Genomic DNA, 26,642 nt, shown 5'->3' with positions numbered 1-26,642 from the left:
ACGGCTTTGTGCTCACTGCCGACGGCCGCATCCTGCGTGAGCACGCCGAGGCGATGGCGGCTGCCGCGCTCCGCGCCGAGGCCGCCGTCGGCGCCGGCGGGCGCCAGGCGCGCGGCACGGTCAAGCTGTCGATCGGGGCGACGCTGGCCTCGCACTGGCTGATGCCCCGGCTCCACGCCTTTCTCGGCGCACATGATCACATCCGCCTCGAGATCATCACCCATCCGTTTCCAGCCAGCGTGCGGCGCCGGGAAGCCGACGTCGTGCTGCGGCCGCTCGACAGCGGCGAGGAAAATCTGGTCGGCCGCAAGATCGGCCGGCTCGGCACCGGCTTCTATGCCTCGCGCGACTATGCCGCCGGCCGGTCCCTGCCGGAGCGCAGCGCCGAGTGGAAGGGGCATAGCGTGATCGGCTTTGCCGACCAGGATTCCAACGCGCAGCTGGCGCGCTGGAGCGATGCGATCACCCGCCAGGGCACCGTCGTGATGCGCTGCTCGTCGCAGGGCGACATGCTGGCGGCGGCGCGCGCCGGGATCGGAATTTCCGCGCTGTCGTGCTTCGTCGCGGAAAGCTATCCCGACCTCGTGCGCGTCGCGCCGCAGAAGCTCGCCAGCGTGGCCGACCTGTGGCTGCTGGCGCATCCCGACCTCGTCGAGCTCCCTGCGGTGCGGGCCGTGGTCGATTTCGTGGCCGAATGCGCCCGCGCCGATCGCGAGCGTCTGCGCGGCTAGTTTGAGCCGGCGAGCACGCCCTCACGCTTCTTCACCGCGCGATAATAGCTCCACCAGAGATGCGCCGCCGCGCCGCGCAGCGGACGCCAGGGCTCGGCGAGCGGCGCCATCTGCTTCACGGTCGGCCGCGCCTTCAGGCCGAGGCCGATCTTGATGGCTTCCTGCACGGCGAGATCGCCGGCCGGCCAGGCATCGCCATGGCCGAGGCAGAACAGCAGATAGACGTCCGCGGTCCAGGGGCCGATACCGGGTAGCGCGATCAGCGTGTGATGCGCGGCGTCGGCGTCTTCCTCGGCAAGCACGTCGAGGTTCAGCCGCTGTGCGCGGATCTCGCGCGCCAGGTGCTTCAGCGTCTTGATCTTGGCGGCCGAGAGTCCGAGCCGTCCCAGCCGGTCGGCGCGGGCGCGTCCCACCGTCTCATGGTCGAACGGATCGAACGCCGCCGACAGCCGCCCCCAGATCGCCGCGGCGCTCGCGGTCGAGAGCTGCTGCCCGCAGACGATGTGGGCAAGCCCGGCAAACCCCGGCTCGCGCCGCCGCAGCGCCGGCATGCCCGCGATATCGAGCACCGGTTTCAAGCGCGGATCGCGCTTGATCAGCGCATCGACGGCCTCTTCGAGATCGGATTGGGTTTCGAGGTGGATGGTCATGGTGTGTTTCAACTCGTCATGCGCGGGCTTGACCCGCGCATCCATCTCCTATCGTAACAGAGTCCTTGGAAGATGGATGGCCGGGTCAAGCCCGGCCATGACGAGATTCATCCGATGGCACCACCCGTTTTCCGATTTGCCCCCAGCCCCAACGGCTTCCTGCATCTCGGCCACGCCTATTCCGCGCTGCTCAATTTCGACCGCGCGCGCGAGACCGGCGGGCGGCTGTTGCTGCGCATCGAGGACATCGACGCGACGCGATGCCGGCCGGAGTTCGAGGCGGCGATCTTCGAGGATCTTGCCTGGCTCGGGATCGCGTGGGAAATGCCGGTAAGGCGGCAGTCGGAGCATCTCGCCGATTATCGCGACGCGCTGGACAGGCTGTCGGCACTTGAGCTCGTCTATCCCGCCTTCGAAAGCCGCGCCGAGATCGCAAGGCTCGTTGCCGCGCGCGAGGCGGATGGCCCCTGGCCACGCGATCCCGACGGCGCGCCGCTTTATCCCGGCGATGCGAAATCACTCTCAGCTTCCGCGCGCGATCGTCTCGTCGCATCGGGCATGCCTTACGCGTTGCGGCTCGACATGGCGGCCGCCTGTCAGCGCGTTACCGGCCTGAGCTGGAATGAGCTCGGTGAGGGCCCCGATGGCGAGCGTGGCATCGTCCCCGCACACCCCGCGGCATGGGGCGACGTGATCCTCGCCCGCAAGGAGACACCGACCAGCTACCATCTGTCCGTCGTCGTCGACGACGCGCTGCAGGGCGTCAGTGAGATCGTGCGTGGCCAGGACCTGTTTTATGCGACCTCGGTGCACCGCCTGCTCCAGGCCCTGCTCGGCCTGCCCGGACCCGCCTACCGCCATCACCGGCTGATTTGCGACGACGAGGGGCGCAAGCTGTCGAAATCGAGCGGCTCGACCGGCCTGCGCGCCTTGCGCGCGGCCGGCATCACGCCCTCAAGCATCCGCCAGTTGGTGGGATTAGATTAAGTTTCTCTGGGGGTTAGCTAAACGCCGCCGTGACTCCGGGGGTTCCGCCGTGCCATGCTTGATCGACAGCCCGGGGTTCGAAGGGGATACTTCGAAGGGGATTCATGGCGGCGAAAAAGCGCGCAGCGCACACCACGCGGACGTCCAAGCGACCGCCTCGGAAGCGGTCCGGGCCGGTCGCCCCGTTGCGCAAGCGCAGCACAAAGACGGTCGCGCCCGACGTGGTCCAGGCCGCTCTCGCCGCCTTTGCCCATGAGGTCCGCACCCCCCTGACCGGAATCCTGGCGATCAGCGACCTGCTCGCGACCTCCGATCTCGGCGAACGGGAACGGCGCTGGGCCGACACCATCAAGGCCGGGGCTGAGCATCTGGCGAGCCTTGCCACGCTGTTCGTGGATGCCGCCAGAACCGGCAAGGGGGCCGGGAAGGGCGGAAGTACGCTGCGGCAGGACCTGTTCGATCTCAGGACGCTCGCCCGCAGCGCCGGCGATTCGCTCGCGGGGCGGGCCGCGGCCAAGGGGCTCCAGGCCCAGGTCGAGATCTCCGACAAGCTCCCTGGCCTCGTGGTCGGCGATCCCGTCCGGCTGCGCGCCGCGCTCGAGAACCTGATCGACAATGCCGTGAAGTTCACCGACCAGGGCGGTGTGGCGCTGGCTGTCGAGCCGTGGCGTCCCGCCAAGGGCAAAGCCAAAGGCAAAGGCAGGGTCGGCGTTGCGTTTGCGGTGTCCGACAGCGGCATCGGCCTGACCATGGCCGAGATCAAGCGGCTGTTCCGCCCGTTCACCCAGGCCAATGTCACCATTGCCTCGCGCTTCGGCGGCGCTGGCCTCGGCCTGTCCTCGGTCAAGCAATTGGCGCGTGCGATGGGCGGGGACATCACGGTTGCGCCACGCCGCGGCGGCGGCGCCACCTTCACGCTGACGATGTCGCTGGATGCGACGGGATCGGGCAAGTCCCGCAAGAGGAAGGGCGAGGCCGAACCTGATGCGGTCGCGGCGCTGCGCGTCCTCAGCGTCGAGGACAATCCGTTCGGTCGCGTCGTGCTCAACACCATTTTGACCGAGCTCGGCCATCATGCCGAGTTCATCGGGCGCGGCGAGGACGCCGTGAACCGACTGGCGCAGGGCGCCTTCGATGCGGTGCTGATGGACATGGTGCTGCCGGGCATCGACGGCGTCGAAGCCATCCGGCGGATCCGCACTATGGACGCGCCGCTGGCTCAGATCCCGATCATCGGCGTGTCCGGCCGCGGCGAGGACGAGGCGGCCTCGCGCGAGGCCGGCGCCGACGCCTTCCTGGTCAAGCCTGTGTCTCCGCGGGCGCTAGCGACTGCGCTGCTTGAAGCGACACGCCGTGAGGAAGTCGCGACTTGATGATCGCGGCGTTGAGCTCTCCGCCGTAAACGAAGATCGCGGCGATGAAGTACAGGAACACCAGCGCGATGATCACCGAGGCGAGTCCCGCATACATCGTCACGTAATTGTTGGCGAAGCGCGCCAGGTATTGTCCGAACACGATGCCTGAGATCAGCGAGGCCACGATGGTGAAGACGATGCCGGGCAGGATCTGGACAAATCTGCGACGTCCCGCCGGCAGCCACACGTGGAGGATGATCAGCGCCACAACGAGCGCACCGATGGTGATGCCGTAGCGCAGCCAGGTGAGGATGCTCTCGTTGGACTCGACGAACAGCGGGATATGGCGCCGCGCCGCTTCGATCAGGAGCGGGCCGAGCACGATCAGGAACGCCATGGCGAGCGCGGTGAAAGCCGCAATCAGCGTGTAGAGGATCGATTCCAACCGCAGCCAGTACCAGCGCCGCATCTCCACCACCGCATAAGCGCGGTTGAGCGCGACCCGGAGTGCCTCGACGCCGTTGGAGGCGAAATAGACCGACAGCGCCGCGCCGATGGTGAGCACGCCGGTGCGGGTCGTGGTCAGCACGTCATGCACCTCGCCCGAGATCGAATCGGCGACCTGCTTGGGCCAGATCTGCAGCATCAGGCTGGCGGCCTGGTCGGCGAGTTCCTTGGAACCGAAGAAGCCGGCGAGCGAGGTCAGCACGATCAGGAACGGGAATAGCGCCATCAGCGTCGACAGCGCGATGTGGCTGGCGATCGCCCAGCCGTCATCGGCCAGGAACGTATAGAACGCGTCCTCCACGACGCAATAAATGTAGCGGATGGCTTTCACGTGGCACCTACACCGCTGCTCTCTCCCCCTGGACGTAGGGAGAGGCCAGGAGGACAGGCAACGGGCGTAAATCGAAAATCATCGCGCCACCATCTGATATTATTGGTCCAAAAGCCAGTTCGCGAAGCGCCACGCTGTCATTCCGGGCTAGATGCTTCGCATCGCCCCGGAATGACGAACCGGGGAGATGGCGGACCGCCGCGCACGGTGTTATCACCCCCTAATGGCATCCCTCCTGAGTACTTTCATCCTGCCGGTGGCTGCCGGCGCTGTGGCCTTGGTGCTGCTGCTCGGTCTCATCAACATGATGCGCGGCGGCTCGCCCAATACCTCGCAAAAGCTGATGCGCTGGCGCGTGCTGCTTCAGTTCGTGGCGATCGTCATCGCGATGGCCGCGGTCTGGGCGATGGGGCGCTGATATGGTCACGTTGAACCGCATCTACACCAAGACCGGTGACGACGGCACGACGGCGCTCGGAACCGGCGAGCGGCGTCCGAAATACGATCTGCGCATCGAAGCCTATGGCACCGTCGACGAGACCAACGCCGCCATCGGTGTCGTCAGGCTCCATACCCATGACATGCCTGAGCTCGACGCGATGCTCGGCCGCATCCAGAACGATCTGTTCGATCTTGGCGCCGACCTTGCTGTGCCCGAGCGTGAGGGCAAGGCGGAGCGGCTGCGGGTGGTGGCGAGCCAGGTCGAGCGGCTCGAGCGCGACATCGACGCGCTCAACGACAAGCTCGCGCCGCTCACCTCTTTCGTGCTTCCCGGCGGCACGCCGTCCGCCGCGTATCTCCATGTGGCGCGCACGATATGCCGCAGGGCGGAACGCGTGATCGTGGAACTGGCGGCGCGGCCCGGAGAGCCGGTCAGCACAGCTGGCATCCATTATATGAATCGGCTGTCGGACTTCCTGTTCGTGGCCAGCCGAGCCGCCAACGGGAATGGCTCCGGAGACGTGCTCTGGGTTCCGGGCCAGAACCGCTGACCCATCGGGTCGCCGCATTTCAGCAGGCCCAAAATTAGGCCCGCTCGCGCGTTGACCGGGGCAGATCAGGCCTTTAGGTTCCGCGCCAGTTGATAACCCCCCTCCCAAATTGAGTGAAAGAGGATCGATGAAGGTCTTAGTGCCGGTAAAGCGGGTGGTCGATTACAACGTCAAGGTCCGCGTCAAGGGCGATGGATCGGGCGTTGAACTCGCCAACGTCAAGATGTCGATGAACCCGTTCGACGAAATCGCGGTCGAGGAAGCGCTGCGCCTGAAGGAAGCCGGCAAGGCGACCGAAGTCGTGGTGGTCTCCATTGGACCGGCGCAGGCGTCGGAGACGATCCGCACAGGTCTTGCGATGGGCGCCGACCGCGGCATCCTGGTGAAGGTCGAAGGCAGCGTCGAGCCGCTCGCCGTCGCCAAGATCCTGAAGAAGGTCGCGGAAGAAGAGCAGCCCGGCCTGATCATTCTCGGCAAGCAGGCGATCGACGACGACTCGAACCAGACCGGCCAGATGCTGGCTGCGCTGCTCGGCTGGTCGCAGGCGACGTTCGCCTCGAAGCTCGAGGTCGAAGGAAGCGACTTCAAGGTCACTCGCGAAGTCGACGGCGGTTTGCAGACCGTCAAGCTAAAGGGACCGGCGATCGTCACCACGGATCTCCGTCTCAACGAGCCGCGCTATGCTTCGCTGCCGAACATCATGAAGGCCAAGAAGAAGCCGATTGCGGACAAGACCGTCGCCGATTACGGCGTCGATGTCGCTCCGCGTCTCGAGGTCGTCAAGACGACGGAGCCGGCGGGCCGCAAGGCGGGCGTCAAGGTCAAGGACGTCGCCGAGCTGGTGTCGAAACTCAAGAACGAAGCCGGGGTGCTCTGATGACGACGCTTCTGATTGCTGAACACGACAATGCGTCGCTCAAGGATGCGACCAACAAGGCGCTGACCGCAGCTGCCGCGCTCGGCGCGGATGTCGAGGTCCTGGTCGCCGGCCAGAACGCCAAGGCGGCGGCGGATGCCGCCGCCAAGCTTGCCGGCGTGAAGAAGGTGCTGCTCGCAGATGGCGAACTCTACGCGCACGATCTTGCCGAGCCGCTGGCCGCGCTGATCGTCTCGCTGGCGTCCGGCTATGACGCGATCGTCGCGCCCGCGACCTCGCGCTTCAAGAACGTGATGCCGCGTGTTGCCGCCCTGCTCGACGTCATGCAGGTCTCGGAGATCATCAAGGTGGTCGCCCCCGACACCTATGAGCGTCCGATCTATGCCGGCAACGCCATCCAGACGGTGAAGTCGAAGGACGCCAAGAAGGTCATCACGGTGCGCACCTCCACCTTCGCCGCAGCAGGCGAAGGCGGCAGCGCGCCGGTCGAGAGCGTCGCGGCGGCCGCTGATCCGGCCCTGTCGTCCTTCGTCGGCGAGGAGGTCGCCAAGAGCGACCGTCCCGAACTGACCTCGGCCAAGATCATCGTCTCCGGTGGCCGCGCCATGCAGAGCCGCGAGAATTTCGCCAAATACATCGAGCCGCTCGCTGACAAGCTTGGGGCCGGTGTCGGTGCCTCGCGCGCGGCAGTGGATGCCGGCTATGCACCGAACGACTGGCAGGTCGGCCAGACCGGCAAGGTGGTGGCCCCCGAGCTCTATGTCGCCGTCGGCATTTCCGGCGCGATCCAGCATCTGGCCGGCATGAAGGACTCCAAGGTGATCGTCGCGATCAACAAGGACGAGGACGCGCCGATCTTCCAGGTCGCCGATTACGGCCTGGTCGCCGACCTCTACCAGGCGGTTCCGGAGCTGACGGCCGAACTCGGCAAGCTCGGCAAGTAAAACGAGCCAAAAACACCGGCCGGAGCTATAAACTCCGGCCGGTGTTTCATTTCTGAGGCGTTTTCTTTGGCGTGGGGCACGCCTTCGAAGCGATCCAATCTAGGTTTCGAGCCAAGGTTCTGATTAAATCGGACCTCCCGGCTCGGGGGATAGGCAGGCGCGACATGCGCGCCGTTCCGGTGGATGACAAGATGGCGGCAGTGATCAAGAAGGTCGGCGTGATCGGCGCGGGTCAGATGGGCAGTGGCATCGCGCACGTGGCGGCGCTGGCCGGCTTCGACGTGGTGCTCAACGACGTCTCGGCCGACCGCCTCAAGTCGGGCATGGCCACCATCAACGGCAATCTGGCGCGCCAAGTCTCCAAGAAGGCCGTCTCCGAGGATGACAAAGCCAAGGCGATGGCGCGTATCACGCCCGCCGAAAAGCTCGACGATCTCGCCGATTGCGACCTCGTGATCGAGACCGCGGTCGAGAAGGAAGAGGTCAAGCGCAAGATCTTCCACGAGCTTTGCGCGGTGCTGAAGCCCGAGGCGATCGTCGCCTCCGATACCTCCTCGATCTCGATCACGCGGCTTGCCGCCGCGACCGACCGGCCCGAGCGCTTCATCGGCATTCACTTCATGAATCCGGTGCCGCTGATGGAGCTGGTGGAGCTGATCCGTGGTATCGCCACCGACGATTCCACCTTCGAGGCGTCCAAGGAATTCGTTGCCAAGCTCGGCAAACAGGTCGCGGTCTCCGAGGATTTCCCAGCCTTTATCGTCAACCGCATTTTGCTGCCGATGATCAACGAGGCGATCTACACGCTGTATGAAGGCGTCGGCAACGTCGAGGCGATCGACGCGGCGATGAAGCTCGGGGCGCACCATCCGATGGGCCCGCTGGAGCTCGCCGATTTCATCGGCCTCGATACCTGCCTCTCCATCATGCAGGTGCTGCACGAGGGCTTGGCTGACTCCAAGTACCGCCCGTGCCCGCTGCTGGTGAAATATGTCGAGGCCGGCTGGCTCGGCCGCAAGACCCAGCGTGGCTTCTACGACTACCGCGGCGCCAAGCCGGTTCCGACGCGGTAGGGCGGACTCGTGCCCCGGACGCTGCGCAGCGCGTTAGCGATGCGCTGCAGAGCCGGGGCCCAGAAGCCGCGTTCACGCAAAAGCATGGGTCCCGGCTCTGCGGAGCGCCACGTCGTGCCGCGCCGCGTCCGGGACACGGCCACTTCACAGCATCCGTGTCATTTCATGTCCCGTTAACCTCTCGCGCCTAGGTTACGGCCAGTACGAGGGTTCGCGTAATGGACATGATGGCTATGGTCAGCACCATGCTGGCCGCTCAGCAAGGCGCGCTGCAGTCGAATATTGCGGCGACGCTCAGCAAGCAGAACGCGGATATGGAGAAATCCACCGTCCTGACGTTGCTCGGCGCCGGTCAGCCCTCGCTCGCCAATGTCGGTGCCGGCGTCGGCGGCAATCTCAACGTCACGGCTTGAAAATCCCTAGAGCGCTGCGGCGGCCTTGCCGGTCGCGGCCCGGATCAGCTTGAGCGCGTCCTCGCTTGCCCATTCCGCCGGCCCCGCGATCGTCGCGATCTCGCAGCCCTGCGGATCGACCAGCACCGAGGTCGGCATGCCCAGGGCCCGACCTATCGCCTTAAGATCCTGAAAAACCTTGGCTTTTTGATCGCTGAAATAGCTTAATCGGGCCAGATTGGCCTCTTTCAGGAAGGTCTTCGGCTTCTCGGCGTCGCGGGTGTCGATATTGATCGCCACCACCTCGAAATTCGGGCCCGACAGCTTGCCCTGCAGCTCGTCCAGCGCCGGCATTTCCTTCCGGCACGGCACGCACCAGGTCGCCCACAGGTTCACCAGCAGCGTCTTGCCGCGGAAATCGGACAGTTTCTTCGGCTTGCCGTCGGCGTCCTCGAAGGCGAGGTCGGGCAGCTTCAGCGGGGCGCTCGCCATGGTCAGTGCCGCCAGCTCGCCATGGGCGAGGGGAGCGATCTTTTGCGCGGTCGCCACCGCCGGCTTGCAGGTCGGATCGCCTGAGGGGGCCCGGCTCAGGCCCAGTCCGTACAGCGCGGCGAAGCCGGCCAGCCCTCCGACCACCACGGTGGCGATGACGAGGGGGACCCGGCGCGTGGCGGAAGGCGTCTTGTCGAGCATATCGTTTGTCATCCGGTCGCAGATATGGCTATCAGGGGCCTCTTAATACGGCTGGCGGCGGCCAGCAAACGTGCGGCAGATCAAGGCGTGAGCAGGGGATCATGAGCAACAAGATGTGGGGCGGCCGGTTCTCGGAACGTCCCGATGAGATCATGGAAGAGATCAACGTCTCCATCGACGTCGATCGTCACCTCTACGCCCAGGACATTGCCGCGTCCAAGGCCCACGCTGCGATGCTCGCCAGCCAAGGCATCATCACGAGTTCTGATGCGAAAAATATCGGCAAGGGTCTAGACACGATTTTGTCAGAGATCGGCAAGGGGGGCTTCGCGTTCAAGCGCGCGCTCGAGGACATTCATATGAATGTCGAGAGCCGCCTGTCCGAGCTGATCGGCCCCGCCGCCGGCCGCCTGCACACCGCGCGCTCGCGCAACGACCAGGTCGCGACCGATTTCCGTCTCTATGTCCGCGATGTCCTCGACGAGACCGATGCCGCGCTCGCCGCGTTCCAGCAGGCGCTGGTCGAGCGCGCGCTGGAGCACGCCGGCACCGTGATGCCAGGCTTCACGCATCTTCAAACCGCGCAGCCCGTGACCTTCGGCCACCATCTGCTCGCCTATGTCGAGATGGCCGCGCGTGACCGCGGCCGCTTCCAGGACGCGCGCAAGCGGCTCAACGAATCGCCGCTCGGCGCCGCCGCGCTGGCCGGCACCTCGTTCCCGATCGACCGCCACGCCACCGCGAAGGCGCTTGGCTTCGACCGCCCGATGGCGAACTCGCTCGATGCGGTGTCCGACCGCGACTTCGTGCTGGAGACGCTGTCGGCCGCCTCGATCTGCGCCGTGCACATGTCGCGCTTCGCGGAGGAGATCGTGATCTGGACCTCGCCGCTGGTCGGCATGATCCGGCTCAGCGACAAGTTCACCACGGGATCCTCGATCATGCCGCAGAAGCGGAATCCGGATGCCGCGGAACTGGTGCGCGCCAAGACCGGCCGCGTCATCGGCGCGCTCAACGGGCTTCTGATCGTGATGAAGGGCCTGCCGCTCGCCTATCAAAAGGACATGCAGGAGGACAAGCAGGGCGCGATGGAGGGCTTTGCGGCGCTGTCGCTGGCGATCCGCGCCATGACCGGGATGGTCCGCGACCTCGTGCCTGATGAGGCCAAGATGAAGGCGGCCGCGGGCGAGGGCTATGCCACCGCGACCGACCTGGCCGACTGGCTGGTGCGCACCCTGAAGATGCCATTCCGCGAGGCCCATCACGTCACCGGGCGGATCGTGGCCAAGGCCGCCGAGGGCGGCGTCGCGCTGCACGAGCTGCCGCTTGGGGAGATGCAGGCGATCGAGCCGAAAATCACCAAGGACGTGTTCGGCGTGCTCTCGGTCGAATCGTCGGTGAAGAGCCGCACCAGCTTCGGCGGCACCGCGCCGAAGAACGTGACGGCCCAGGCCAAGGCTTGGGTGAAGCGGCTGGAAAAAGAGCGAAAATTGGGCTGAGGGTCAAATTTCGCTGATGTTTCATGGTCATCCGGGCTCTCGCCAGAGCGCGTCAATCTCTGTATGGTGCGGCCCGCGTAGTGGGGATTTCGTCGTGACGTCAAAGTTTCGCCCGGCCGGCTCGGGGTGGGCCATCATTGTCTTGAGCCTGACGGCGCTTGCGCTTGCCGGCTGCGGCCGCAAGGGTCCGCTGGATTTGCCGCCGACCGCCACCAACGCGCCCGCGGCCAGCGGCGCAGCTCCGACCAACCCTGACACCGCTGCCCAGAAGACGTCGAGCATGTTCAATCCCAGCTCAGGTGCGGATGCCGAGCCCGCGGCGGCCAAGGGCCGGAAGAAACCGTTTATTCTCGACCCGCTCCTGGACGAACCTCCCGGCAAGAAATAAGCCGGGACAACCGAGCTAAGCCATGAACCATTTCGACTATCGCAACGGCGTGCTGCACGCCGAGGCGGTGAACCTGTCCGAGCTGGCCGCGACCGTCGGCACGCCGTTCTATTGCTATTCGACCGCGACGCTGGAGCGGCACTATCGCGTCTTCACCGAGGCCTTCGCCGGCGAGAAGGTGCTGGTCTGCTACGCCATGAAGGCGAACTCGAACCAGTCGGTGCTGCGCACGCTGGCCAAGCTCGGGGCCGGTGCCGACGTGGTCTCCGGCGGTGAACTGAAGCGCGCTCTGGCCGCCGGCATTCCGCCAAACAAGATCCTGTTCTCCGGCGTCGGCAAGACCGAACAAGAGCTGCGCGCCGCGCTCGCCGCCGACATCCTCTGCCTCAACGTCGAGTCCGAGCCCGAGCTTGAATTGCTGTCGCGGCTTGCGACCGAGATGGGCAAGACCGCGCGCGTCTCGCTGCGCGTCAACCCCGACGTCGATGCCGGCACCCACGCCAAGATCTCCACGGGCAAGTCCGAGAACAAGTTCGGCATCCCGATCGTGCATGCGCGCGAGGTCTATGCGCGCGCCGCGAAACTCCCGGGCATCGAGGTGACCGGCACCGACGTGCATATCGGCAGCCAGATCACCGACCTCTCGGGCATGGAGACCGCGTTCCGCATCCTCTCCGAATTCGTGCAGACGCTGCGCGCCGACGGCCACAACATCAGCCACGTCGATTTCGGCGGCGGCCTCGGCATTCCCTATTACATGGACCGCGAGGCGCCGCCGGCGCCGGCCGCCTATGCCGCCATGGTCAAGCGCGTCAGCCACAATCTCGGCTGCACGCTGATGTTCGAGCCGGGCCGCATGATCGTCGGCAATGCCGGCATCCTGGTCGCCAAGGTGATCTATGTGAAGCACGGCGACGGCAAGAACTTCGTCATCATCGACGCTGCGATGAACGACCTCATCCGCCCGACGCTGTACGAAGCGCATCACGACATCCTGCCGGTGACGCAGGCCCCGAAGGGCGCCGCCACCATCACGGCCGACGTCGTCGGCCCGGTCTGCGAGACCGGCGACTATCTCGCGCTCGACCGCACGCTGCCGACGCCGAAACCCGGCGATCTCCTCGCCATCATGACGGCAGGTGCCTACGGCGCGGTGCAGGCCGGAACGTACAACACAAGGCCGCTGGTGCCGGAAGTGCTGGTGAAGGACGATCAGTACGCCGTGGTGCGCCCGCGCATCGAGGTCGAGCAGCTCATTGCGATGGACAAGCCGGCGCCGTGGCTGTAAGGGCGAGCCAAAACCTGAAAAACAACCCCATGCACAGTAGACCAACGTTGTGAAATCAACGGGTTAGGCGTGCGCAGAGATCCGTCCAAGTTACCGACCTTCAGGTTCGACCCGTCGGGCAGAACCGCTTGATCCGGCAGGCAAATCAAGCGGCGTCCGCACAATCCAGTGAACGTTATTTTTTTCCGCCCACCACAACGCCCGCCTTCTTCTCGATCGGCTTGATCGCCGCGGTGAAATCGGACTCCGCGCCTTCCGCAGCGATCACGGTCTCCCACAGCCGCCCGACGGCGTCCGCGACCTCCATCGAGAGGCCGAGCTGCTTCATCTCCTCCAGCGCGAGCCGGACGTCCTTCACCATCAGTCCCGTGGCGAAGCCGAAGTCGAAGCTGCGCGGCAGCACCGCGCGCGGAAACTTGTCGCGGCTCGCGGTGTTCATGCCCGAGCCGGCATTGATGACGTCGATCATCACGGCGGGATCAAGCCCGGCCTTCACGCCCATCACCACCGCCTCCGACGTCGCCACGATCGCGGTGGCCGAGAGAAAATTGTTGGCGAGCTTCATGGTCTGCGCCGCGCCGGGCTTCTCGCCGATGAAGAACACTTTTCCGATCACGTCGAGCGCGGGCTTGAGCAGTTCGAACTCGGTCCGAGGCCCGGAGACCATCACCGCCAGCGTGCCCTTCTCGGCGCCGCCGACGCCGCCGGAGACGGGGCAGTCGATCTGTACGATGTTGCGCTTGGCGAGGAGGCCGTGAATCTTCACGGCCATCGTTGAGCCGACGGTCGACAGATCAATGAAGCGTTTGACGCGGCTGCCCTCGATCACGCCGTTCGCGCCGGTTGCCACCTCGAGCGAAGCCTGCAGCGAGGGCAGGCTCGCCATCACGGTCTCGACCTGATCGGCGACGTCCTTCGGCGATGTTGCGGCGGTCGCGCCGAGCGCCGTGAGCTTGCCCATAACGTCCTTGCGCGTGTCGAACACGACGAGCCTGTGCCCCGCCTCGATCAGCCGCCGCGCCATCGGGAAACCCATGTTTCCGAGGCCGATAAATCCGATGTCCATGGTGTTTCCTTGTTTGGTTTTCGTTGTTGTGAAAGACGCGCACTCCATCCCCGGTGTCGTCCCGGACAAGCGCGCCTCAGGCGCGCGCCGATCCGGGACCCATAACCTCAGGGAGGAGTCGTTGCGCGAAAGCGGTCACTACGAGTCCCCGTAACCACATCCTCCGGTGGCTATGGGTCCCGGATCAGCGCTTCGCTTCGCTACGCTTGTCCGGGACGACAACGGAGATGGGCGCCGCATCTCACGCCTTGCCGTCGATCTCGGCGAACACCTCGCGCGCGATGCGGAAGCTGTCGACGGCGGCGGGCATGCCGCCATAGATCGCGACCTGCATCAGGATCTCGCGGATCTCCTCGCGACTGACGCCGTTGGTCAGCGCGCCCTTCAGATGCGCGCGAAACTCGTGCTGGCGGTTGAGGATCGCGATCATGGCGATGTTGAGCATGCTGCGGGTCTTGCGCGGCAGCTCCTCGCGGCCCCACACGGTGCCCCAGCAATATTCGTTCAGCATCTCCTGGAACGGGCGGTTGAAGTCGTCGACGTTCTTCAGAGCGTTGTTGACATAGGCCTCGCCCAGCACCGCTTTGCGGACTTCCAGGCCCTTGTCGTGCATCTTCTTGTCCATGGCGTTTCCCTTGACTTCCCTTGCGTTTCCCTCAGGTGGTGCGCGGAAATTACGGGGTTGGGCCGGGCCAGTCACGTCCTCGTGTTATGCGGGAAAAGGGGTGTCTCCCGTACCGGAACGGATGCCTCAGTGCTGCCGTTGTGATACGCTTCTCTCCCGGGCAACCTGGAGAGTTGATTGAACGGCGTCACCCCCGACCCGTCAGACCCGATCCGCAACAGTGACGCTCTGTCGCGGCTGAAGCTGGCGCAGGCCCTCGACCGGGCCATTTATGCCATCGCGTGGGAGCGTGCCTGGCCGAACCTGGCGCGGCTTCTGACCGTCGTCGGCTTGTTCCTGGTGGTGTCCTGGGCCGGCCTCTGGCTGGCGTTGCCGTTCATCGCCCGTGCCATCGGTCTCGTCGTTTTCGCCGGCGTTGCGATTGCCGCCCTGCTGCCCCTGATTCGCTTCCGCTGGCCGAGCCGCGAGGAGGCGCTTGGCCGGCTCGATCGGGGCTCCGGCATCCGTCACCGCCCGGCCACCACCCTGACGGACACGCTGTCCTCGCAGGATCCGGTCGCACAGGCGCTGTGGCAGGCCCAGCGCGAGCGTACGCTGGCCTCGCTCAAGCGCATCCGCGCCGGTCTGCCGCATCCTCGGCTGGCGCTGCATGATCCCTGGGCGCTGCGCGCGCTGGTCATGGTGATGCTGGTTGCCACCTTCTTCGCCGCCGGTGACGAGCGCGCGATGCGGCTCGGGGCCGCCTTCGACTGGAACGGCGTGCTGGCGCCGGCGAATGTTCGCGTCGATGCCTGGGTCACCCCGCCGATCTACACCGGCAAGCCGCCGGTCATCCTGTCGGCCGCCAACAAGGAGGCCGCAGCGCTGCCGGCTTCCGGGCCGCTTGCCGTTCCCGCAGGATCGACCCTGATCGTACGCTCCTCCGGCGGCAGCCTGGATGTCGCCGTCTCCGGCGGCCTCAAGGAGGTCGCTCCCGCGGAGGCCGCCCCCAAGGGCACCAACGAGAAGCATTTTACCATCACCACTGATGGCACCGCGCGTGTCCGCGCGCCCGCCGGCCAGCCGCAATGGGCGTTTGCGGCCACGCCGGACCGCGCGCCGACGATCGCGCTTGCCAAGGATCCCGAGCGCCAGGCGCGGGGCGGGCTCCAGCTCTCCTACAAGATCGAGGACGATTACGGCGTCACCGGCGCGGACGCGCACATTGCCCTGCGCCCCGCTGACGCCAAAGATGACGGCAAGAATTCCGACGCAAAGACCGCGGCGCGGCCGCTGTTCGAGCCGCCGCAATTCCCGCTGGTGCTGCCGAACGCGCGCACCCGCAACGGCGTCGGCCAGACCGTGAAGGATCTCAGCGAGGATCCCTATGCCGGTGCCGATGTCACGCTGACGCTCACCGCCAAGGACGAAGCCGGCAACGAGGCGAGAAGCGAACCCTTCAACATGCGACTGCCCGAGCGTCTGTTCACCAACTCGCTCGCGCGCGCGCTGATCGAGCAGCGCCGCATCCTCGCGCTCGACGCCAACAGGAATGCAGACGTCTACACCGCGCTCGACGCGCTGATGATCGCCCCCGAATTGTTCACGCCGGATGCCGGCTGCTATCTCGGCCTCCGCAGTCTTGCGACCCAGCTCGAGGCGGCCCGCACCGACGATGCGCTGCGCAACGTGGTGGCGAGCATGTGGGCCTTCGCGACCACCATCGAGGACGACGGCGTCGCCGGCAGCGTCAACGCCGCGCTGCGCTCGGCGCAGGACGCGCTCAAGGCGGCGCTGGACCGCGGTGCCAGCGAGGACGAGCTCAGGGTGCTGACGCAAAAGCTCCGCGAAGCCATGGCCGGCAAGGTGCGCGATCTCGCCCGTCGTGCCGAGCAGAACCCGCTCGGTGCCCGACAGCCGTTCCCCGCCGAGGTCCAGCTCATCCTCGACAAGGCCATCGAGCTGCGCCAGAAGACCCAGAACGCGACGCCCGAGCAGCTCGCGGAGCTGGCGCAGCAGCAGGACGTGCTGCGTGAGCAGCTTCAGGCCTATCGGAAGTCGGCGAACAACCGGGCCAACAAGGCGGGGGACGACAAGACCAACCAGTTTACGCGGGACCGGAAATGCGGAAGCTAGCGCGCGTGCCAGTCTTGAAGGCGATCTCGATCGCCTGCCTCGCTCTGCTGCTCGGCGGCGTCTCGCCGGCTGCGGCCCAGCTGGACCAGGATCCCGACGCGCTGCTCGACAGTGCCGAAAAGGCGATGCAGGAATCCGGCGACAGCCTCAGGCAGAAGGAATCCGGCAAGAGCCTCGGCAACCAGTCCGACGCCATCCAGAGGCTCGAGGAGTACAAGCGGGCGACCGAGCGGAGCCAATCCTCCAACCGCGACCGCAACGTCATCACGCAGCGCGATCTGGACGACCTGTTGCGGCAGATCGAGAAGGCGGCGCGTGAGGGCAACAAAGAAGCCGCGCAGCGCTTGCTCGAGCAGCTCGCGCAGATCATGGAAAATCTCCAGATGGCGCAGCCCGGGCAATCCGGCGAGAGCGAGATGGAGCAGGCGCTGAACGAGCTCAGCGACATGATCCGCAAGCAGCAGCAATTGCGCGACAAGACCTTCAAGCAGGGCCAGGATTCCCGACGTGACCGCTCGCGCGGCAAGCAGGGCGAGCAGTCGATGTCGGACCTGCAGCAGGATCAGCAGTCGCTGCGCGACCGCCTGAAGAAGCTGCAGGACGAACTCGCCAAGCGCGGCCTCACGCAGAAGGGACAAAAGGGCCAGAAAGGGCAGCAGGGTCAACAGGGACAGAAAGGCCAGCAGGGCGACCAGGGCCAGAGCGGCGATCAGGACGGCGACGACGGCGATGACGATGGCAGCCTCGACACCGCCGACGGCGCCATGGGCGATGCCGGCTCGAAGCTCGGCGAGGGCAATGCGGACGGGGCCGTGGACTCGCAGGGCAAGGCACTCGACGCGATGCGCAAGGGCGCGCAGAAGATGGCCGAGGCGATGCAGCAGGGCGATGGCGACGGGCAGGGCGATGGTCCCGGCAATCGCCCCGGCCGGCAGCAGAGCGGCGGCAACCAGACCGATCCGCTGGGGCGTCCGCTTCACGGCCGCGATCTCAGCGACGACTACACCGTCAAGATCCCCGGCGAGATCGACGCCCAGCGTGTCCGCCGCATCCTCGAAGAGCTCCGCCGCCGCTTGGGGGACAGCTCGCGCCCGCAGATCGAGCTCGATTACATCGAGCGGCTGCTGAAGGATTTTTAGGGCCACACTCGGTGTCATCGCCCGGTCAAGCCGGGCGATGACAGCGGAATCCGTGGCGGCGGTCGGGCTACGCCTTCTTCGCCGCCAACGCGTCCGCCACTGCGGTGCGGATATCCGCGACCGAGAACGGCTTCGTCACGACGTCATGCACCAGCGCATTGAGGTTGGAGGCGCGCTCGCGCTGATCGGCGAAACCGGTCATCAAGAGGATGGTCAGATCGGGGAAATCGCGCGCGGCGGAGAGCGCCAGCGCGATGCCGTCCATCACGGGCATCTGGATGTCGGTGAGCAGCAGGTCGAAGGCGCCGTCCTCGCGGGTCAGGATCTCCAGCGCCTCGGCGCCATCCTGCGCGGTGACGGTGTCATGGCCGTCCATGGCGATGGCGCGCGCCACCAGCGTGCGCATCGAATCCTCGTCGTCGGCGATCAATATCTTCGGCATGGGACAAGCCTTCCCGTGCGGGATTCCACAAGCTGATTATACGCTGCCGCCGGCAATGTCGCGCCGGTTGAAGAAGCGAACGTCGATATTGCGGCCCTCGGGCGGCGGCGAGGCGAGGCGGGAGCGGAAGAAGGCGCGCTCTCCCGGCCGCAGCACGGTCTGCTCCAGCACCGTATTCCAGGCGTAGATCTCCGCGCCTTGGCCGTCGCGCACGGCGAAGCGCAGCCGCGGGATGTCGAGCGGCTTCTTGCCCTCGCCGACGATCACGCCCTCGATCACCAGCACCTGCTTACCGTCCACGGTCTCGCTGGACAGCTTCACATCCTTGAAGGCCAGCCCGCGCAGATTAACGTCGAGCCCGACCATCTTATAGAAGGCGGCGGTCTGCGGCAGCAGCCGCACCATGTCGCCGCGCCAGATCACCAGTGCCAGCACCAGCGCGCCCATGGCGGCGCAGGCGGTCGGCAGGCCGAAATGCGATTTTCGCGGCGCCGCGGTCGCGACCGGACGGCTGACCCGCGCACCGCGTCGGCCGAACAGGCCGCGGAACCAGGATTGGTGCTGCACCCCGGCGACCTCCTCCTCCGCCTCCCGGGCCGCCGCTGTCCACTCGTCCTCGGTTTCCTTGGCCTCTTCATCGGGCCAGTCGCTGGCGATCGAGGGGCTGTCGACGACCGGCGCATCAGCGGCGCTGTCGTCCTTGGCATAGGAGTTCCACTGCTCGGCGAGGTCGGACTGGTCGTCGGCCTGGCTGGCTGCGGCCATGGCCGGGACGGATGCCTCCTCGATGGCATCCTCGGCATGGGCGATCCAGGTCTCCTTGCAGCGGGAACAGCGGACCGCCCGTCCGTTCGCCCCAAGGCTCGCGAGCTTGATGGCGTAGGATGTCATACAATGGGGGCAGACGATATGCATGGACGAGCCTTGATGCATGAACGAGGAGTTGACGGTGACCCGTCGCGGAGAACGGGGCGGCCTTTATGCTACAAGGCGACCGTTAACGAACCGGAAACCATAACGGCCGCAAAACCCGTTGATCGCCTGTGGCGGAGCGCAGCCGTGCGACCCGCGCCCCCTCTCGAACGGAGCTGAGCTTGGTTCGGTTCGAAAATGTCGGATTACGTTACGGTTTGGGGCCTGAGATCCTGCGCGATCTCAGCTTCCAGATCCAGGCGCATTCGTTCCAGTTCCTCACCGGCCCGTCCGGCGCCGGCAAGACCTCGCTGCTGCGCCTGTTGTTCCTGTCGCATCGGCCGACACGGGGCCTCGTCAATCTGTTCGGCCACGACATCTCGCAGCTCGGCAAGGACGAGATCGCCGATTTGCGCAAGCGCATCGGCATCGTGCTGCAGGATTTCCGTCTGCTCGATCACATGACGACTTACGAGAACGTCGCGCTGCCGTTCCGCGTCATGGGGCGCAGCGAGTCGAGCTATCGCAAGGAGGTGATCGACCTGTTGCGTTGGGTCGGGCTCGGCGAGCGCATGGACGCGCTGCCGCCGATCCTGTCGGGCGGTGAGAAGCAGCGCGCCGCGATCGCGCGCGCCGTGATCTCGCGGCCGCAGCTACTGCTCGCGGACGAGCCGACCGGCAGCGTCGATCCGACGCTTGGCCGCCGCCTGCTGCGGCTTTTCATCGAGCTCAACAAATCGGGCACCGCCGTCATCATCGCGACCCACGACATCGGCCTGATGGACCAGTACGAGGCACGGCGGCTCGTGCTGCACCAGGGACGGTTGCACGTTTATGAATAGGACCGACGAGCGCGGCGTGCTGGTCGATCTCGGACAGGAGCGTCCGCAGCTTCCGGCCAGGGCGCGCAACATGTCGCCGATCGTGCCGCGCGCCTCGATCCACGGCCGCGCGCTGGTCGCCGTCGTCGCCATCATGACCTTCCTGGCGTCGATGACCACGGGCGCGGTGCTGCTGGTCAGCGCCTCCGCCGCCGAATGGCAGTCGGACGTCGCGAGCGAGATCACCATTCAGGTTCGTCCGCAAGCGGGGCGCGATCTCGATCGTGACACCGCGGCGGTGACGGAGGCGATGCGCGCACTGGCCGGCATCGTCGAGGTCAAGCCGTTCAGCAGGGAGGAGAGCGGCAAGCTGCTTGAGCCCTGGCTCGGCACCGGGCTGTCGATGGACGATCTGCCGGTGCCGCGCATGATCATCGCGCGCGTGCAGCCCGGCACGCCGCTCGATCTCGGCGCCTTGCGCGCGCGCGTGACCCAGGTCGCCCCTAGCGCCAGCGTCGACGATCACCGCGCCTGGATCGAGCGGATGCGCTCGATGACCAATGCCACCGTGCTCGCAGGTCTCGGCATTCTCGCGCTCGTCATTATCGCCACCATCATCTCCGTCTCGTTCGCCACCCGCGGCGCCATGGCGGCGAACCGTCCGATCGTCGAGGTGCTGCATTTCGTCGGCGCAGGCGATCGCTACATCGCCAACCACTTCCTGCGCCATTTCCTCAGGCTGGGGCTGGAGGGCGGCGTGATCGGCGGCGGCGTCGCCATGCTGGTGTTCGGCTTCTCGGAGTCGATCGCCGGCTGGTTTTCCGGTACCCCCGTCGGCGACCAGTTCGCCGCGCTGCTCGGCACCTTCTCGCTGCGGCCGTCCGGCTACATCGTGCTGGCGGTCCAGGCCGTGCTGATCGGCGCCATCACCGCCGTGGCCGCGCGCCAGACGCTGTTTGCGACGCTGAACGATGTGGATTGAGGATTCTTCGCCTCTCCCCGCAAGCGGAGCGAGGGAGCCCACCATCGCGACGCGGGACTCCACTTCGTCTCAAAACGTCATAAAATCACCTCAGGGAAGGGATCACCGACACCACATGACCTCGCCGACCGACGATCGATCGCCGAACTTGCCGCGCGGCTGGCTGCGCGCGGCATTGGTGTCGACGATTGCATTCGCCTTCGTCGGCGCCGCGGCGGGTTTCATCGCGTTCCTGTCGCAATTGCGCGGCGCCGAGGTCGCGCCGGGGCGCAAGGCTGACGGCATCGTGGTGCTGACCGGCGGCTCCTCCCGGGTGTCCGATGCGATGGAACTGCTCGCGGCCGGCTATGGCAGGCGGCTGCTGATCTCCGGCGTGCACCCGACCTCCACGGCGAACGACATCTCCAGAACCTTGCCGGAGAACCAGTCCTTCATGACCTGTTGCGTCGATCTCGACCGCACCGCGCTCTCGACCCGCGGCAATGCGGCGGAGGCGCGACGCTGGGCCGAGAGGCGCCGTTTCCAATCGCTGATCGTGGTCACCTCGAACTATCACATGCCGCGCGCGCTGGTGGAGTTCTCGCATGCGATGCCACAGACGACGCTGATTCCGTTCGCGGTGGTCGGTGACAAATGGCGCGAGGAGCCATGGTGGACCTCGGCGTCCACCTTGCGGCTGCTGCTGTCGGAATATGTCAAGTACATCGCGGCCGAGATCAGGGTGCGGCTGGAGGATTTCGGGATTGACCTTTCGCCCGAGATGTCGGAGCAGCCTTCAAGTCAGCAGCCGAAGCGGCCCGCCACCGCCCAGGCAAATTGACAGCCCAATTGACAGGCAATTGATCGGACCGTCGATGTTCCTGATTTTCCTGCGCTCGCTGGTGTTCAACGTGCTGTTCTACGCCGTGCTGGTGTGCCTCGCGATCGTTGCGCTGCCGACCTTCGCATTGCCGCCGCGCGCCATGCTGACGGTCGCGGAATGGTGGGCCAAGGCGACGCTGGTCCTGATGCGCGTGGTCTGCAACATCAAGGTCGAATTCCGCGGTGAGGAGAAGATTCCGCAGGGGCCGCTGGTCATCGTGGCGAAGCACCAGTCGTTCTGGGAGACCTTCGTGCTGCCGGGCTTCTTCAATCGGCCGATCTTCATCCTCAAGCGTCAGTTGATGCAGATCCCCGTATTCGGCCAGTTCCTGGTCAAGACCGGAATGATTGCGATCGACCGCAATGCCGGGGTGAAGGCGCTGCTGGACATGACACGGCGAGCGCGCGATGCGGTTCGCAGCGGCAAGCAGCTGGTGATCTTTCCGGAAGGTACGCGCCGGGCGCCGGGCGCACCGCCCGACTACAAGACCGGCTTTGCGCAGATCTATTCGTCCTGCGGCGTGCCGTGCCTGCCGATCGCGCTCAACTCCGGCCTGTTCTGGCCCCGCCGCACCTTCATGCGCTATCCCGGCACGCTGGTGGTGGAGTTTCTCGATCCGCTGCCGCCGGGCCTGCCAAAGGACGAGTTTCTCTCCCGCGTGCAAACCGCCATCGAGGATGCGACCGGGCGCCTCGTCGAAGCGGGCCGAAAAGAGCAGGAGCAGTTGATTGGCTCGACGCCGAGCTATGCGCCGAGTGGCGGCTAGCGGTTGTCGCGGTCTTCGGCGGGCGACGGTGCGTGCAGCGAATGTGGATCACCATGCAGCATCAATGCGAGCTGATGCAGCTGCGTGTCGCGAAAACCTTCGGCCTCGATCGCCTTTACCGTGGCGGTCACGTAGTCGCGATTGGCGCCGGACTGACCATGGCCCTGGATCACATGACGATGCTGCTCGGTAAGCGAGAGACGGCCGGCATATTGAACATGGCCGCGGTCGACGACATAGGTGAGCGCGGAGACGCGCTGCCGGGCATCGTTCTCCAGCCACACCGAACGCATCACCTCGCGATAGACCGAAGTGACCTGCTCGCGCGCCCGCAAATAAGCGACGACCTCGGCGCGCTTCTTCTCGGCGACGCGGAAGGCGATGCCGCGGCAGGCACCGCCGCGGTCGAGCCCGAGCACCAGGCCCGGCTTCTCCGGCGTGCCGCGATGCACGAAGGAATAGACGCAGAGCGCGCGGTGCTCGCCGACCAGCCGCGCCGGGACGCGCTCCTCGAATGCGAAGCCCGGCCGCCACATCAGCGAGCCGTAGCCGAACACCCAGAGATCGCCGTTGGCTGTGGTGACGGAGGGAAGGGTGATTTCCGACATGTCGGGCACGGCTACCAGAACCGCGCCCTCAAGCGAAGCGAATTCTCCGTCTTTCGTCGCAGTCCGCCCTCGCTTACATTTGCCTGAATCTGGGGTCAAAGGGTCGCCGCATGTCCAATATGACCGTTGCCGCAGGCCGCCGCTCCCGTTGGGGCCTTTTCATCGCACCCGTCCTCGTCCTGATCCTCGCCGTGGCGTGGAGCTGCTTCTGGTTCTATGCGGCGTCGCAGGCCGAAGTCGCCGCCGACGCCTGGCGGGCGCAGGAGGCCAAGGCCGGCCGCATCTATGATTGCGCCAAGCGCTCGATCGCCGGCTTCCCGTTCCGCTTCGAGGTCCAGTGCTCCGGCGCCAGCGTCGCCCTGGTGTCGCAGAACGCGAGCAAGACGCCGTTCACGGCGAAGCTCGACAACATCCTGGTCGTCGCCCAGGTCTACGATCCCAAGCTCGTCATCGCCGAATTCTCCGCGCCGGCAACCCTGATCGACGGCGTCACGCAAAACACCTTCGTGGTGAACTGGAGCAAGGGTCGCAGCAGCGTGGTCGGTCTGCCCTCGGTGCCGGACCGCGCCTCCATCGTGTTCGACGATCCCAGCATCAATCGCGTTGATGGGTCGGTGCAGGTGCCGCTCGCGCGCGCCAAGCAAGTCGAACTGCACGGCCGCCTTGCGGACGGCTCGCCGGCCGATCATCCCGTGATCGAGACCGTGCTCCATGTCGCGCAAGGCAGCATCCAGGGCGTTCATCCCTTGCTCGCCGAGCCGTTCGAGGCGGACACGCGGGCCAAGATCACCGGCCTCTCCGATCTCACGCCAAAGCCCTGGCCGCAGCGCTTCCGCGAGATCCAGGCCGCCGGCGGTCACATCGAGATCGTGCAGTCGCGGATCCAGCAGGGCGAGATGATCGCGGTCGCGGCCGGCACGCTCGGCCTGTCGGCCAACGGCCGCCTCGACGGCGAATTGCAGATGACCGTGACCGGCCTCGAGCGCGTGATCCCGGCGCTCGGTATCGAGAAGATGCTGGAGGAGGGCGTGCCGCAGGCAACGCTCGATCGCGTCGCGCCCGGGGTGAAGTCGCAGGACCTCAACAATCTCTTCGGTGCGCTCGATCGCGCCGTGCCCGGCCTCGGCAAGGTCATCAAGCAGAACGCCAATGCGGGCGTCGCCGCCGGCATCAACTCCATCGGCACCGAGAGCACGCTGGAAGGCAAGAAGGCGCGCAGCTTCCCGTTGAAGTTCGTCGACGGCGCCGTGCTGCTCGGCCCGGTCAAGGTCGGTCAGATCCCGCCGTTGTATTGATTCCTGTAGCCCGGATGGAGCGGGGCGGAATCCGGGGTTCTTGATCGCGGCGGCGCTGTCCCGGATTACGCTGCGTTCCCTCCGGGCTACGGGCCTATGCCCTCACGCCTGCTTCCCCAGATCGTGATTGCATGCGCGGGAATGCGGGGCCTGCACCGCCGCTCTCTCTCCATGTCGGCCGCACGATGATGCGGGCCGCCAGGCAGGAGAGACTACCATGACAAAGTCCAAGCTGTTCGTTGCCGCGCTCGCCATCTCGGCCGGGTCCGCGACGCCGGCGCTCGCGCAGTGGCAGTGGCAGATGCAGGAGCCGGCTGCCTATGCCTCGATGTATCCGAACGGCGATCGCAGCCTCGCAAGTCCTGCGACGCGGGATACGATGGCGTTCGTTCCGTCACCGAAATCACCGCGTCCCACGGTGATGCGCGCGACCAAGGGCAAATAACCGCCGTCCATCGCTTGCCCGTCGCGAACGGGCCCGGCCATGCCCCCCGGCCGGGCCCCATGAACAGAACCTCGGAGAATAGCGACGCGATCGGCAAGGCCGCGCAAATATTCCGAACGAGACCGTCAGGAAAACGTGATGCAGAACATACGCCTCGCCGCGAATAACCGCAGCCGACGTCCAATCACTCCACACCAGGGAAGCATGCAGCTGCCGGAGACGGCAGGAGGAAACCAACCTGCTTCCCAACAGGAGGGAGGTTCAAGTGCGGATCATCACTTGCGGACTGATGCTGGGCATCGCGGCTGCTAATTCGGGCGCAGCGCGTGCCGACGACAATGTCGCAACCGAAATCCAGTTGTTGAAAGCCAAGCTGAAGGAACTGCAGCAACGGGTGGATTCGGAGGCACGCAAGACGCGCCAGGTTGAAGCGCAGGCGAAGGCGGCTCCGATGCCCGCGACCTACAAGGCGCTGCCCGTCGATCCCTGTGCGGCCGGCAAGGTCTGCTACAAGGGCATCACGCTGACATTCGGCGGCTGGGTCGATCTCACCGGCATCTACCGCTCGCGCAATCTCGCCTCCGACACCGGCTCCGTCTACAACTTCATCCCCTATCAGCAGAGCCGTAATTTCAACATTCCGGAAACGCGCTTTTCCGCGCGTCAGAGCCGCTTGTCGGTGCTGGCCGAAGGCAATGCGGGTGCTGATACGCACCTTGCCGGTTACGGCGAGATCGACTTCGAAGGCGCGGCGCAGACGGCGAGCTCGGTTGCGACCAACTCGTTCAATCCGCGCATGCGGCAGCTCAGCCTCGAGGTCGATCGCAGCGATCTCGGCCTTCACTTCCTTGCCGGGCAATCATGGTCGCTGAACGCGCCGAGCAAGATGGGCATTGATCCGCGCGGCGTCGATGCGCCCGGCGTGATCGATTTCGAATCCGTTCCGGGATTCCTGGCGGCGCGCCAACCAGGCCTGCGCGTCTGGCAGGACATCGGACCTGAATTCAAGCTCGCCGCATCGATCGAGAATGCCCAGACCGCATTCTTCGGCGGCAACGTGCCGGCCGTCGGCACGCCCGCGGTCGGTCCGCAAGGCGTGCTCAATCCGAACCTCCAGGTCAATCTGACTGGGCCGGGCGGCAGCTTCTTCAACAACCTCAACAATGTCAGCCTGAACCAGGTGCCCGACGTCACGGTGAAGGCGGCATGGGATCCGCGGCTCGGCCCTTACAAGCTGCATGTCGAGGCCTGGGCGCTCTATCGCCAACTGTTCGACCGCTTCAACGACGCCAACCATACTTACGACACCGGCAGCTTCGGCGGCCACGTCTATGCCGAGCTGATTCCGAAAACCCTCGATCTGCAGCTCTACGGCTCGCACGGCGTGCTTGGCCGCTTCACGGCGACGCCATTCCCCGACGCCGCGGTGGCGCAGGACGGCACGCTGCTGCCGCTGACCATCACGGCGGCGGCTGTCGGCCTGATCTGGCACGCGACGCCGAGTCTCGACCTCTACAGCTACGCCGGTCTGGAGAAAGCCAAGGCGAATTTCGCTGATGTCGGCACGGTGCCGTTCGGCTACGGCAATCCGCTCTACAACAACACCGGCTGCGGCATCGAGAGCTCGCCGGCCGGGACCTGCAACGGCAACACCAGGGAGGTTCGCCAGATCACGGCCGGACTCTACGACACCATCTACCAGGGCAATTACGGCACGCTCAAAGCCGGCGTGCAGTATTCCCACACGCAGCGGTTCGCGTTTGCCGGGGTCGGTGGTGCGCCGAAGACGGACGACAACGTCGTCATGACGCAGATCCGGTACTACCCGTTCTAGTCATGAAGCGCGTGCGGCGAAGC

28 protein-coding genes and 1 pseudogene are annotated in these 26,642 nt (G+C 65.9%); 21 read left to right on the top strand and 8 right to left on the bottom strand.

Annotated features, from left to right (window positions below; all coding sequences use genetic code 11):
• Positions 1 to 731, top strand: a pseudogene (locus SE92_RS20085) (LysR substrate-binding domain-containing protein); the annotation flags it as partial.
• Here the strand turns inward: SE92_RS20085 and SE92_RS20080 are convergent.
• On the bottom strand, positions 728 to 1,381 hold the full coding sequence (locus SE92_RS20080; RefSeq protein WP_063203652.1) for a DNA-3-methyladenine glycosylase family protein: 654 nt from the start codon (positions 1,379 to 1,381) through the stop codon (positions 728 to 730). The pseudogene SE92_RS20085 and the gene SE92_RS20080 sit on opposite strands and share 4 nt — an antisense overlap.
• Positions 1,382 to 1,495: 114 nt before the next feature.
• Between SE92_RS20080 and gluQRS the strand changes: the two genes are divergently transcribed.
• Entirely contained in the window at positions 1,496 to 2,368 is an 873-nt protein-coding gene (gene gluQRS / locus SE92_RS20075; protein WP_063203651.1) for a tRNA glutamyl-Q(34) synthetase GluQRS, read from the top strand.
• Positions 2,369 to 2,472: 104 nt separating this feature from the next.
• Positions 2,473 to 3,741, top strand: a complete 1,269-nt coding sequence (locus SE92_RS20070) for an ATP-binding protein (protein ID WP_063197758.1) — start codon at positions 2,473 to 2,475, stop codon at positions 3,739 to 3,741.
• Here the strand turns inward: SE92_RS20070 and SE92_RS20065 are convergent.
• Positions 3,668 to 4,561, bottom strand: coding sequence for a YihY/virulence factor BrkB family protein (locus SE92_RS20065; protein ID WP_063197756.1), 894 nt, complete (start codon positions 4,559 to 4,561; stop codon positions 3,668 to 3,670). The genes SE92_RS20070 and SE92_RS20065 overlap by 74 nt on opposite strands.
• A 223-nt stretch (positions 4,562 to 4,784) precedes the next feature.
• On the opposite strand from SE92_RS20065, the gene SE92_RS20060 reads away from it, so the two are divergent.
• From SE92_RS20060 to SE92_RS20035, 6 genes are all read left to right on the top strand, one after another.
• Positions 4,785 to 4,979 (top strand): twin transmembrane helix small protein, encoded by a 195-nt coding sequence (locus SE92_RS20060; protein ID WP_063197754.1) that lies wholly within the window; start codon positions 4,785 to 4,787, stop codon positions 4,977 to 4,979.
• A gap of 1 nt (position 4,980) precedes the next feature.
• The gene (locus tag SE92_RS20055; RefSeq protein ID WP_063197752.1) at positions 4,981 to 5,553 is read left to right on the top strand and encodes a cob(I)yrinic acid a,c-diamide adenosyltransferase; all 573 of its coding nucleotides are present in this window, start codon (positions 4,981 to 4,983) and stop codon (positions 5,551 to 5,553) included.
• A 127-nt stretch (positions 5,554 to 5,680) separates the two neighbouring features.
• Positions 5,681 to 6,430 (top strand): electron transfer flavoprotein subunit beta/FixA family protein, encoded by a 750-nt coding sequence (locus SE92_RS20050; protein WP_063197750.1) that lies wholly within the window; start codon positions 5,681 to 5,683, stop codon positions 6,428 to 6,430.
• The gene (locus SE92_RS20045) at positions 6,430 to 7,374 is read left to right on the top strand and encodes an electron transfer flavoprotein subunit alpha/FixB family protein (protein WP_063197748.1); all 945 of its coding nucleotides are present in this window, start codon (positions 6,430 to 6,432) and stop codon (positions 7,372 to 7,374) included. The genes SE92_RS20050 and SE92_RS20045 overlap by 1 nt, the downstream gene beginning before the upstream one ends.
• 191 nt (positions 7,375 to 7,565) lie before the next feature.
• Positions 7,566 to 8,447: a 3-hydroxybutyryl-CoA dehydrogenase gene (locus SE92_RS20040; RefSeq protein WP_063203650.1), complete on the top strand. Its 882-nt coding sequence runs from the start codon at positions 7,566 to 7,568 to the stop codon at positions 8,445 to 8,447.
• Between the two features lie 218 nt (positions 8,448 to 8,665).
• Entirely contained in the window at positions 8,666 to 8,860 is a 195-nt protein-coding gene (locus tag SE92_RS20035) for a hypothetical protein (protein ID WP_063197746.1), read from the top strand.
• 6 nt (positions 8,861 to 8,866) lie between these two features.
• Here SE92_RS20035 and tlpA read toward each other — a convergent pair whose 3' ends face one another.
• Positions 8,867 to 9,532, bottom strand: a complete 666-nt coding sequence (tlpA, locus tag SE92_RS20030) for a thiol:disulfide interchange protein TlpA (RefSeq protein ID WP_063203649.1) — start codon at positions 9,530 to 9,532, stop codon at positions 8,867 to 8,869.
• Between the two features lie 101 nt (positions 9,533 to 9,633).
• On the opposite strand from tlpA, the gene argH reads away from it, so the two are divergent.
• The 3 genes from argH (at position 9,634) to lysA (ending at position 12,707) form a co-directional block, all read left to right on the top strand.
• Positions 9,634 to 11,031, top strand: coding sequence for an argininosuccinate lyase (gene argH, locus SE92_RS20025; RefSeq protein ID WP_063197744.1), 1,398 nt, complete (start codon positions 9,634 to 9,636; stop codon positions 11,029 to 11,031).
• Between the two features lie 94 nt (positions 11,032 to 11,125).
• Positions 11,126 to 11,419 carry an LPS translocon maturation chaperone LptM gene (gene lptM / locus SE92_RS20020; RefSeq protein ID WP_063197742.1) on the top strand — a complete coding sequence of 98 codons (294 nt, stop codon included), beginning with the start codon at positions 11,126 to 11,128 and terminating at the stop codon, positions 11,417 to 11,419.
• Positions 11,420 to 11,441: 22 nt separating this feature from the next.
• Complete coding sequence (lysA, locus tag SE92_RS20015; protein WP_063197740.1) at positions 11,442 to 12,707, top strand: diaminopimelate decarboxylase; 1,266 nt, start codon at positions 11,442 to 11,444, stop codon at positions 12,705 to 12,707.
• Between the two features lie 175 nt (positions 12,708 to 12,882).
• On the opposite strand, the gene SE92_RS20010 is transcribed toward lysA, so the two are convergent.
• Both SE92_RS20010 and SE92_RS20005 read right to left on the bottom strand, forming a co-directional pair.
• Entirely contained in the window at positions 12,883 to 13,773 is an 891-nt protein-coding gene (locus tag SE92_RS20010) for an NAD(P)-dependent oxidoreductase (RefSeq protein ID WP_063197738.1), read from the bottom strand.
• A gap of 241 nt (positions 13,774 to 14,014) precedes the next feature.
• Positions 14,015 to 14,398 carry a carboxymuconolactone decarboxylase family protein gene (locus SE92_RS20005; RefSeq protein ID WP_018316258.1) on the bottom strand — a complete coding sequence of 128 codons (384 nt, stop codon included), beginning with the start codon at positions 14,396 to 14,398 and terminating at the stop codon, positions 14,015 to 14,017.
• Between the two features lie 177 nt (positions 14,399 to 14,575).
• On the opposite strand from SE92_RS20005, the gene SE92_RS20000 reads away from it, so the two are divergent.
• Together SE92_RS20000 and SE92_RS19995 are read left to right on the top strand one after the other, a co-directional pair.
• Positions 14,576 to 16,513, top strand: a complete 1,938-nt coding sequence (locus SE92_RS20000) for a TIGR02302 family protein (RefSeq protein WP_063197737.1) — start codon at positions 14,576 to 14,578, stop codon at positions 16,511 to 16,513.
• The gene (locus SE92_RS19995) at positions 16,501 to 17,652 is read left to right on the top strand and encodes a DUF4175 family protein (protein ID WP_063197734.1); all 1,152 of its coding nucleotides are present in this window, start codon (positions 16,501 to 16,503) and stop codon (positions 17,650 to 17,652) included. Before SE92_RS20000 ends, SE92_RS19995 begins: the two co-directional genes overlap by 13 nt.
• Positions 17,653 to 17,719: 67 nt before the next feature.
• On the opposite strand, the gene SE92_RS19990 is transcribed toward SE92_RS19995, so the two are convergent.
• Both SE92_RS19990 and SE92_RS19985 read right to left on the bottom strand, forming a co-directional pair.
• Complete coding sequence (locus tag SE92_RS19990; protein ID WP_063197732.1) at positions 17,720 to 18,094, bottom strand: response regulator; 375 nt, start codon at positions 18,092 to 18,094, stop codon at positions 17,720 to 17,722.
• A gap of 36 nt (positions 18,095 to 18,130) precedes the next feature.
• Complete coding sequence (locus tag SE92_RS19985) at positions 18,131 to 19,009, bottom strand: MJ0042-type zinc finger domain-containing protein (RefSeq protein WP_063203648.1); 879 nt, start codon at positions 19,007 to 19,009, stop codon at positions 18,131 to 18,133.
• A 179-nt stretch (positions 19,010 to 19,188) separates the two neighbouring features.
• Between SE92_RS19985 and ftsE the strand changes: the two genes are divergently transcribed.
• The 4 genes from ftsE (at position 19,189) to SE92_RS19965 (ending at position 22,437) form a co-directional block, all read left to right on the top strand.
• A complete protein-coding gene (ftsE, locus tag SE92_RS19980) occupies positions 19,189 to 19,848 on the top strand; it encodes a cell division ATP-binding protein FtsE (protein WP_063197730.1) in 660 nt (219 codons plus the stop codon).
• On the top strand, positions 19,841 to 20,809 hold the full coding sequence (locus tag SE92_RS19975; RefSeq protein WP_063197728.1) for a cell division protein FtsX: 969 nt from the start codon (positions 19,841 to 19,843) through the stop codon (positions 20,807 to 20,809). Before ftsE ends, SE92_RS19975 begins: the two co-directional genes overlap by 8 nt.
• A gap of 115 nt (positions 20,810 to 20,924) precedes the next feature.
• Complete coding sequence (locus SE92_RS19970; RefSeq protein ID WP_063197726.1) at positions 20,925 to 21,629, top strand: YdcF family protein; 705 nt, start codon at positions 20,925 to 20,927, stop codon at positions 21,627 to 21,629.
• 34 nt (positions 21,630 to 21,663) lie between these two features.
• Complete coding sequence (locus SE92_RS19965) at positions 21,664 to 22,437, top strand: lysophospholipid acyltransferase family protein (RefSeq protein ID WP_063197724.1); 774 nt, start codon at positions 21,664 to 21,666, stop codon at positions 22,435 to 22,437.
• Here the strand turns inward: SE92_RS19965 and SE92_RS19960 are convergent.
• Positions 22,434 to 23,045: a gamma-glutamylcyclotransferase gene (locus SE92_RS19960; protein WP_063203647.1), complete on the bottom strand. Its 612-nt coding sequence runs from the start codon at positions 23,043 to 23,045 to the stop codon at positions 22,434 to 22,436. The two genes, SE92_RS19965 and SE92_RS19960, sit on opposite strands and share 4 nt — an antisense overlap.
• Before the next feature lie 110 nt (positions 23,046 to 23,155).
• Here SE92_RS19960 and SE92_RS19955 point away from each other — a divergent pair, with 110 nt between their 5' ends.
• The 3 genes from SE92_RS19955 (at position 23,156) to SE92_RS19945 (ending at position 26,619) form a co-directional block, all read left to right on the top strand.
• Positions 23,156 to 24,340, top strand: a complete 1,185-nt coding sequence (locus SE92_RS19955; protein WP_063197722.1) for a DUF2125 domain-containing protein — start codon at positions 23,156 to 23,158, stop codon at positions 24,338 to 24,340.
• A gap of 217 nt (positions 24,341 to 24,557) precedes the next feature.
• A complete protein-coding gene (locus tag SE92_RS19950) occupies positions 24,558 to 24,785 on the top strand; it encodes a hypothetical protein (protein WP_063197720.1) in 228 nt (75 codons plus the stop codon).
• 265 nt (positions 24,786 to 25,050) lie between these two features.
• Complete coding sequence (locus SE92_RS19945) at positions 25,051 to 26,619, top strand: hypothetical protein (protein ID WP_198172710.1); 1,569 nt, start codon at positions 25,051 to 25,053, stop codon at positions 26,617 to 26,619.
• Positions 26,620 to 26,642: the final 23 nt, after the last annotated feature.

The sequence above is a fragment of the Bradyrhizobium sp. AT1 genome (assembly GCF_001590795.1).
GTDB lineage: Bacteria > Pseudomonadota > Alphaproteobacteria > Rhizobiales > Xanthobacteraceae > Bradyrhizobium.
Note: the sequence above shows the minus strand (reverse complement) of the source record. Positions and strands in the feature narration are given on the sequence as shown.

Excerpts from the sequence above, each read along its gene's own strand:
- SE92_RS20080 (WP_063203652.1), bottom strand. The coding sequence starts at position 1,381 with ATGACCATCCACCTCGAAACCCAATCCGATCTCGAAGAGGCCGTCGAT.
- gluQRS (WP_063203651.1), top strand. The coding sequence starts at position 1,496 with ATGGCACCACCCGTTTTCCGATTTGCCCCCAGCCCCAACGGCTTCCTG.
- SE92_RS20070 (WP_063197758.1), top strand. The coding sequence starts at position 2,473 with ATGGCGGCGAAAAAGCGCGCAGCGCACACCACGCGGACGTCCAAGCGA.
- SE92_RS20060 (WP_063197754.1), top strand. The coding sequence starts at position 4,785 with ATGGCATCCCTCCTGAGTACTTTCATCCTGCCGGTGGCTGCCGGCGCT.
- SE92_RS20055 (WP_063197752.1), top strand. The coding sequence starts at position 4,981 with ATGGTCACGTTGAACCGCATCTACACCAAGACCGGTGACGACGGCACG.
- SE92_RS20050 (WP_063197750.1), top strand. The coding sequence starts at position 5,681 with ATGAAGGTCTTAGTGCCGGTAAAGCGGGTGGTCGATTACAACGTCAAG.
- SE92_RS20045 (WP_063197748.1), top strand. The coding sequence starts at position 6,430 with ATGACGACGCTTCTGATTGCTGAACACGACAATGCGTCGCTCAAGGAT.
- SE92_RS20040 (WP_063203650.1), top strand. The coding sequence starts at position 7,566 with ATGGCGGCAGTGATCAAGAAGGTCGGCGTGATCGGCGCGGGTCAGATG.
- SE92_RS20035 (WP_063197746.1), top strand. The coding sequence starts at position 8,666 with ATGGACATGATGGCTATGGTCAGCACCATGCTGGCCGCTCAGCAAGGC.
- tlpA (WP_063203649.1), bottom strand. The coding sequence starts at position 9,532 with ATGCTCGACAAGACGCCTTCCGCCACGCGCCGGGTCCCCCTCGTCATC.
- argH (WP_063197744.1), top strand. The coding sequence starts at position 9,634 with ATGAGCAACAAGATGTGGGGCGGCCGGTTCTCGGAACGTCCCGATGAG.
- lysA (WP_063197740.1), top strand. The coding sequence starts at position 11,442 with ATGAACCATTTCGACTATCGCAACGGCGTGCTGCACGCCGAGGCGGTG.
- SE92_RS20010 (WP_063197738.1), bottom strand. The coding sequence starts at position 13,773 with ATGGACATCGGATTTATCGGCCTCGGAAACATGGGTTTCCCGATGGCG.
- SE92_RS20005 (WP_018316258.1), bottom strand. The coding sequence starts at position 14,398 with ATGGACAAGAAGATGCACGACAAGGGCCTGGAAGTCCGCAAAGCGGTG.
- SE92_RS19995 (WP_063197734.1), top strand. The coding sequence starts at position 16,501 with ATGCGGAAGCTAGCGCGCGTGCCAGTCTTGAAGGCGATCTCGATCGCC.
- SE92_RS19990 (WP_063197732.1), bottom strand. The coding sequence starts at position 18,094 with ATGCCGAAGATATTGATCGCCGACGACGAGGATTCGATGCGCACGCTG.
- SE92_RS19985 (WP_063203648.1), bottom strand. The coding sequence starts at position 19,009 with ATGCATATCGTCTGCCCCCATTGTATGACATCCTACGCCATCAAGCTC.
- SE92_RS19975 (WP_063197728.1), top strand. The coding sequence starts at position 19,841 with ATGAATAGGACCGACGAGCGCGGCGTGCTGGTCGATCTCGGACAGGAG.
- SE92_RS19970 (WP_063197726.1), top strand. The coding sequence starts at position 20,925 with ATGACCTCGCCGACCGACGATCGATCGCCGAACTTGCCGCGCGGCTGG.
- SE92_RS19965 (WP_063197724.1), top strand. The coding sequence starts at position 21,664 with ATGTTCCTGATTTTCCTGCGCTCGCTGGTGTTCAACGTGCTGTTCTAC.
- SE92_RS19960 (WP_063203647.1), bottom strand. The coding sequence starts at position 23,045 with ATGTCGGAAATCACCCTTCCCTCCGTCACCACAGCCAACGGCGATCTC.
- SE92_RS19955 (WP_063197722.1), top strand. The coding sequence starts at position 23,156 with ATGTCCAATATGACCGTTGCCGCAGGCCGCCGCTCCCGTTGGGGCCTT.
- SE92_RS19950 (WP_063197720.1), top strand. The coding sequence starts at position 24,558 with ATGACAAAGTCCAAGCTGTTCGTTGCCGCGCTCGCCATCTCGGCCGGG.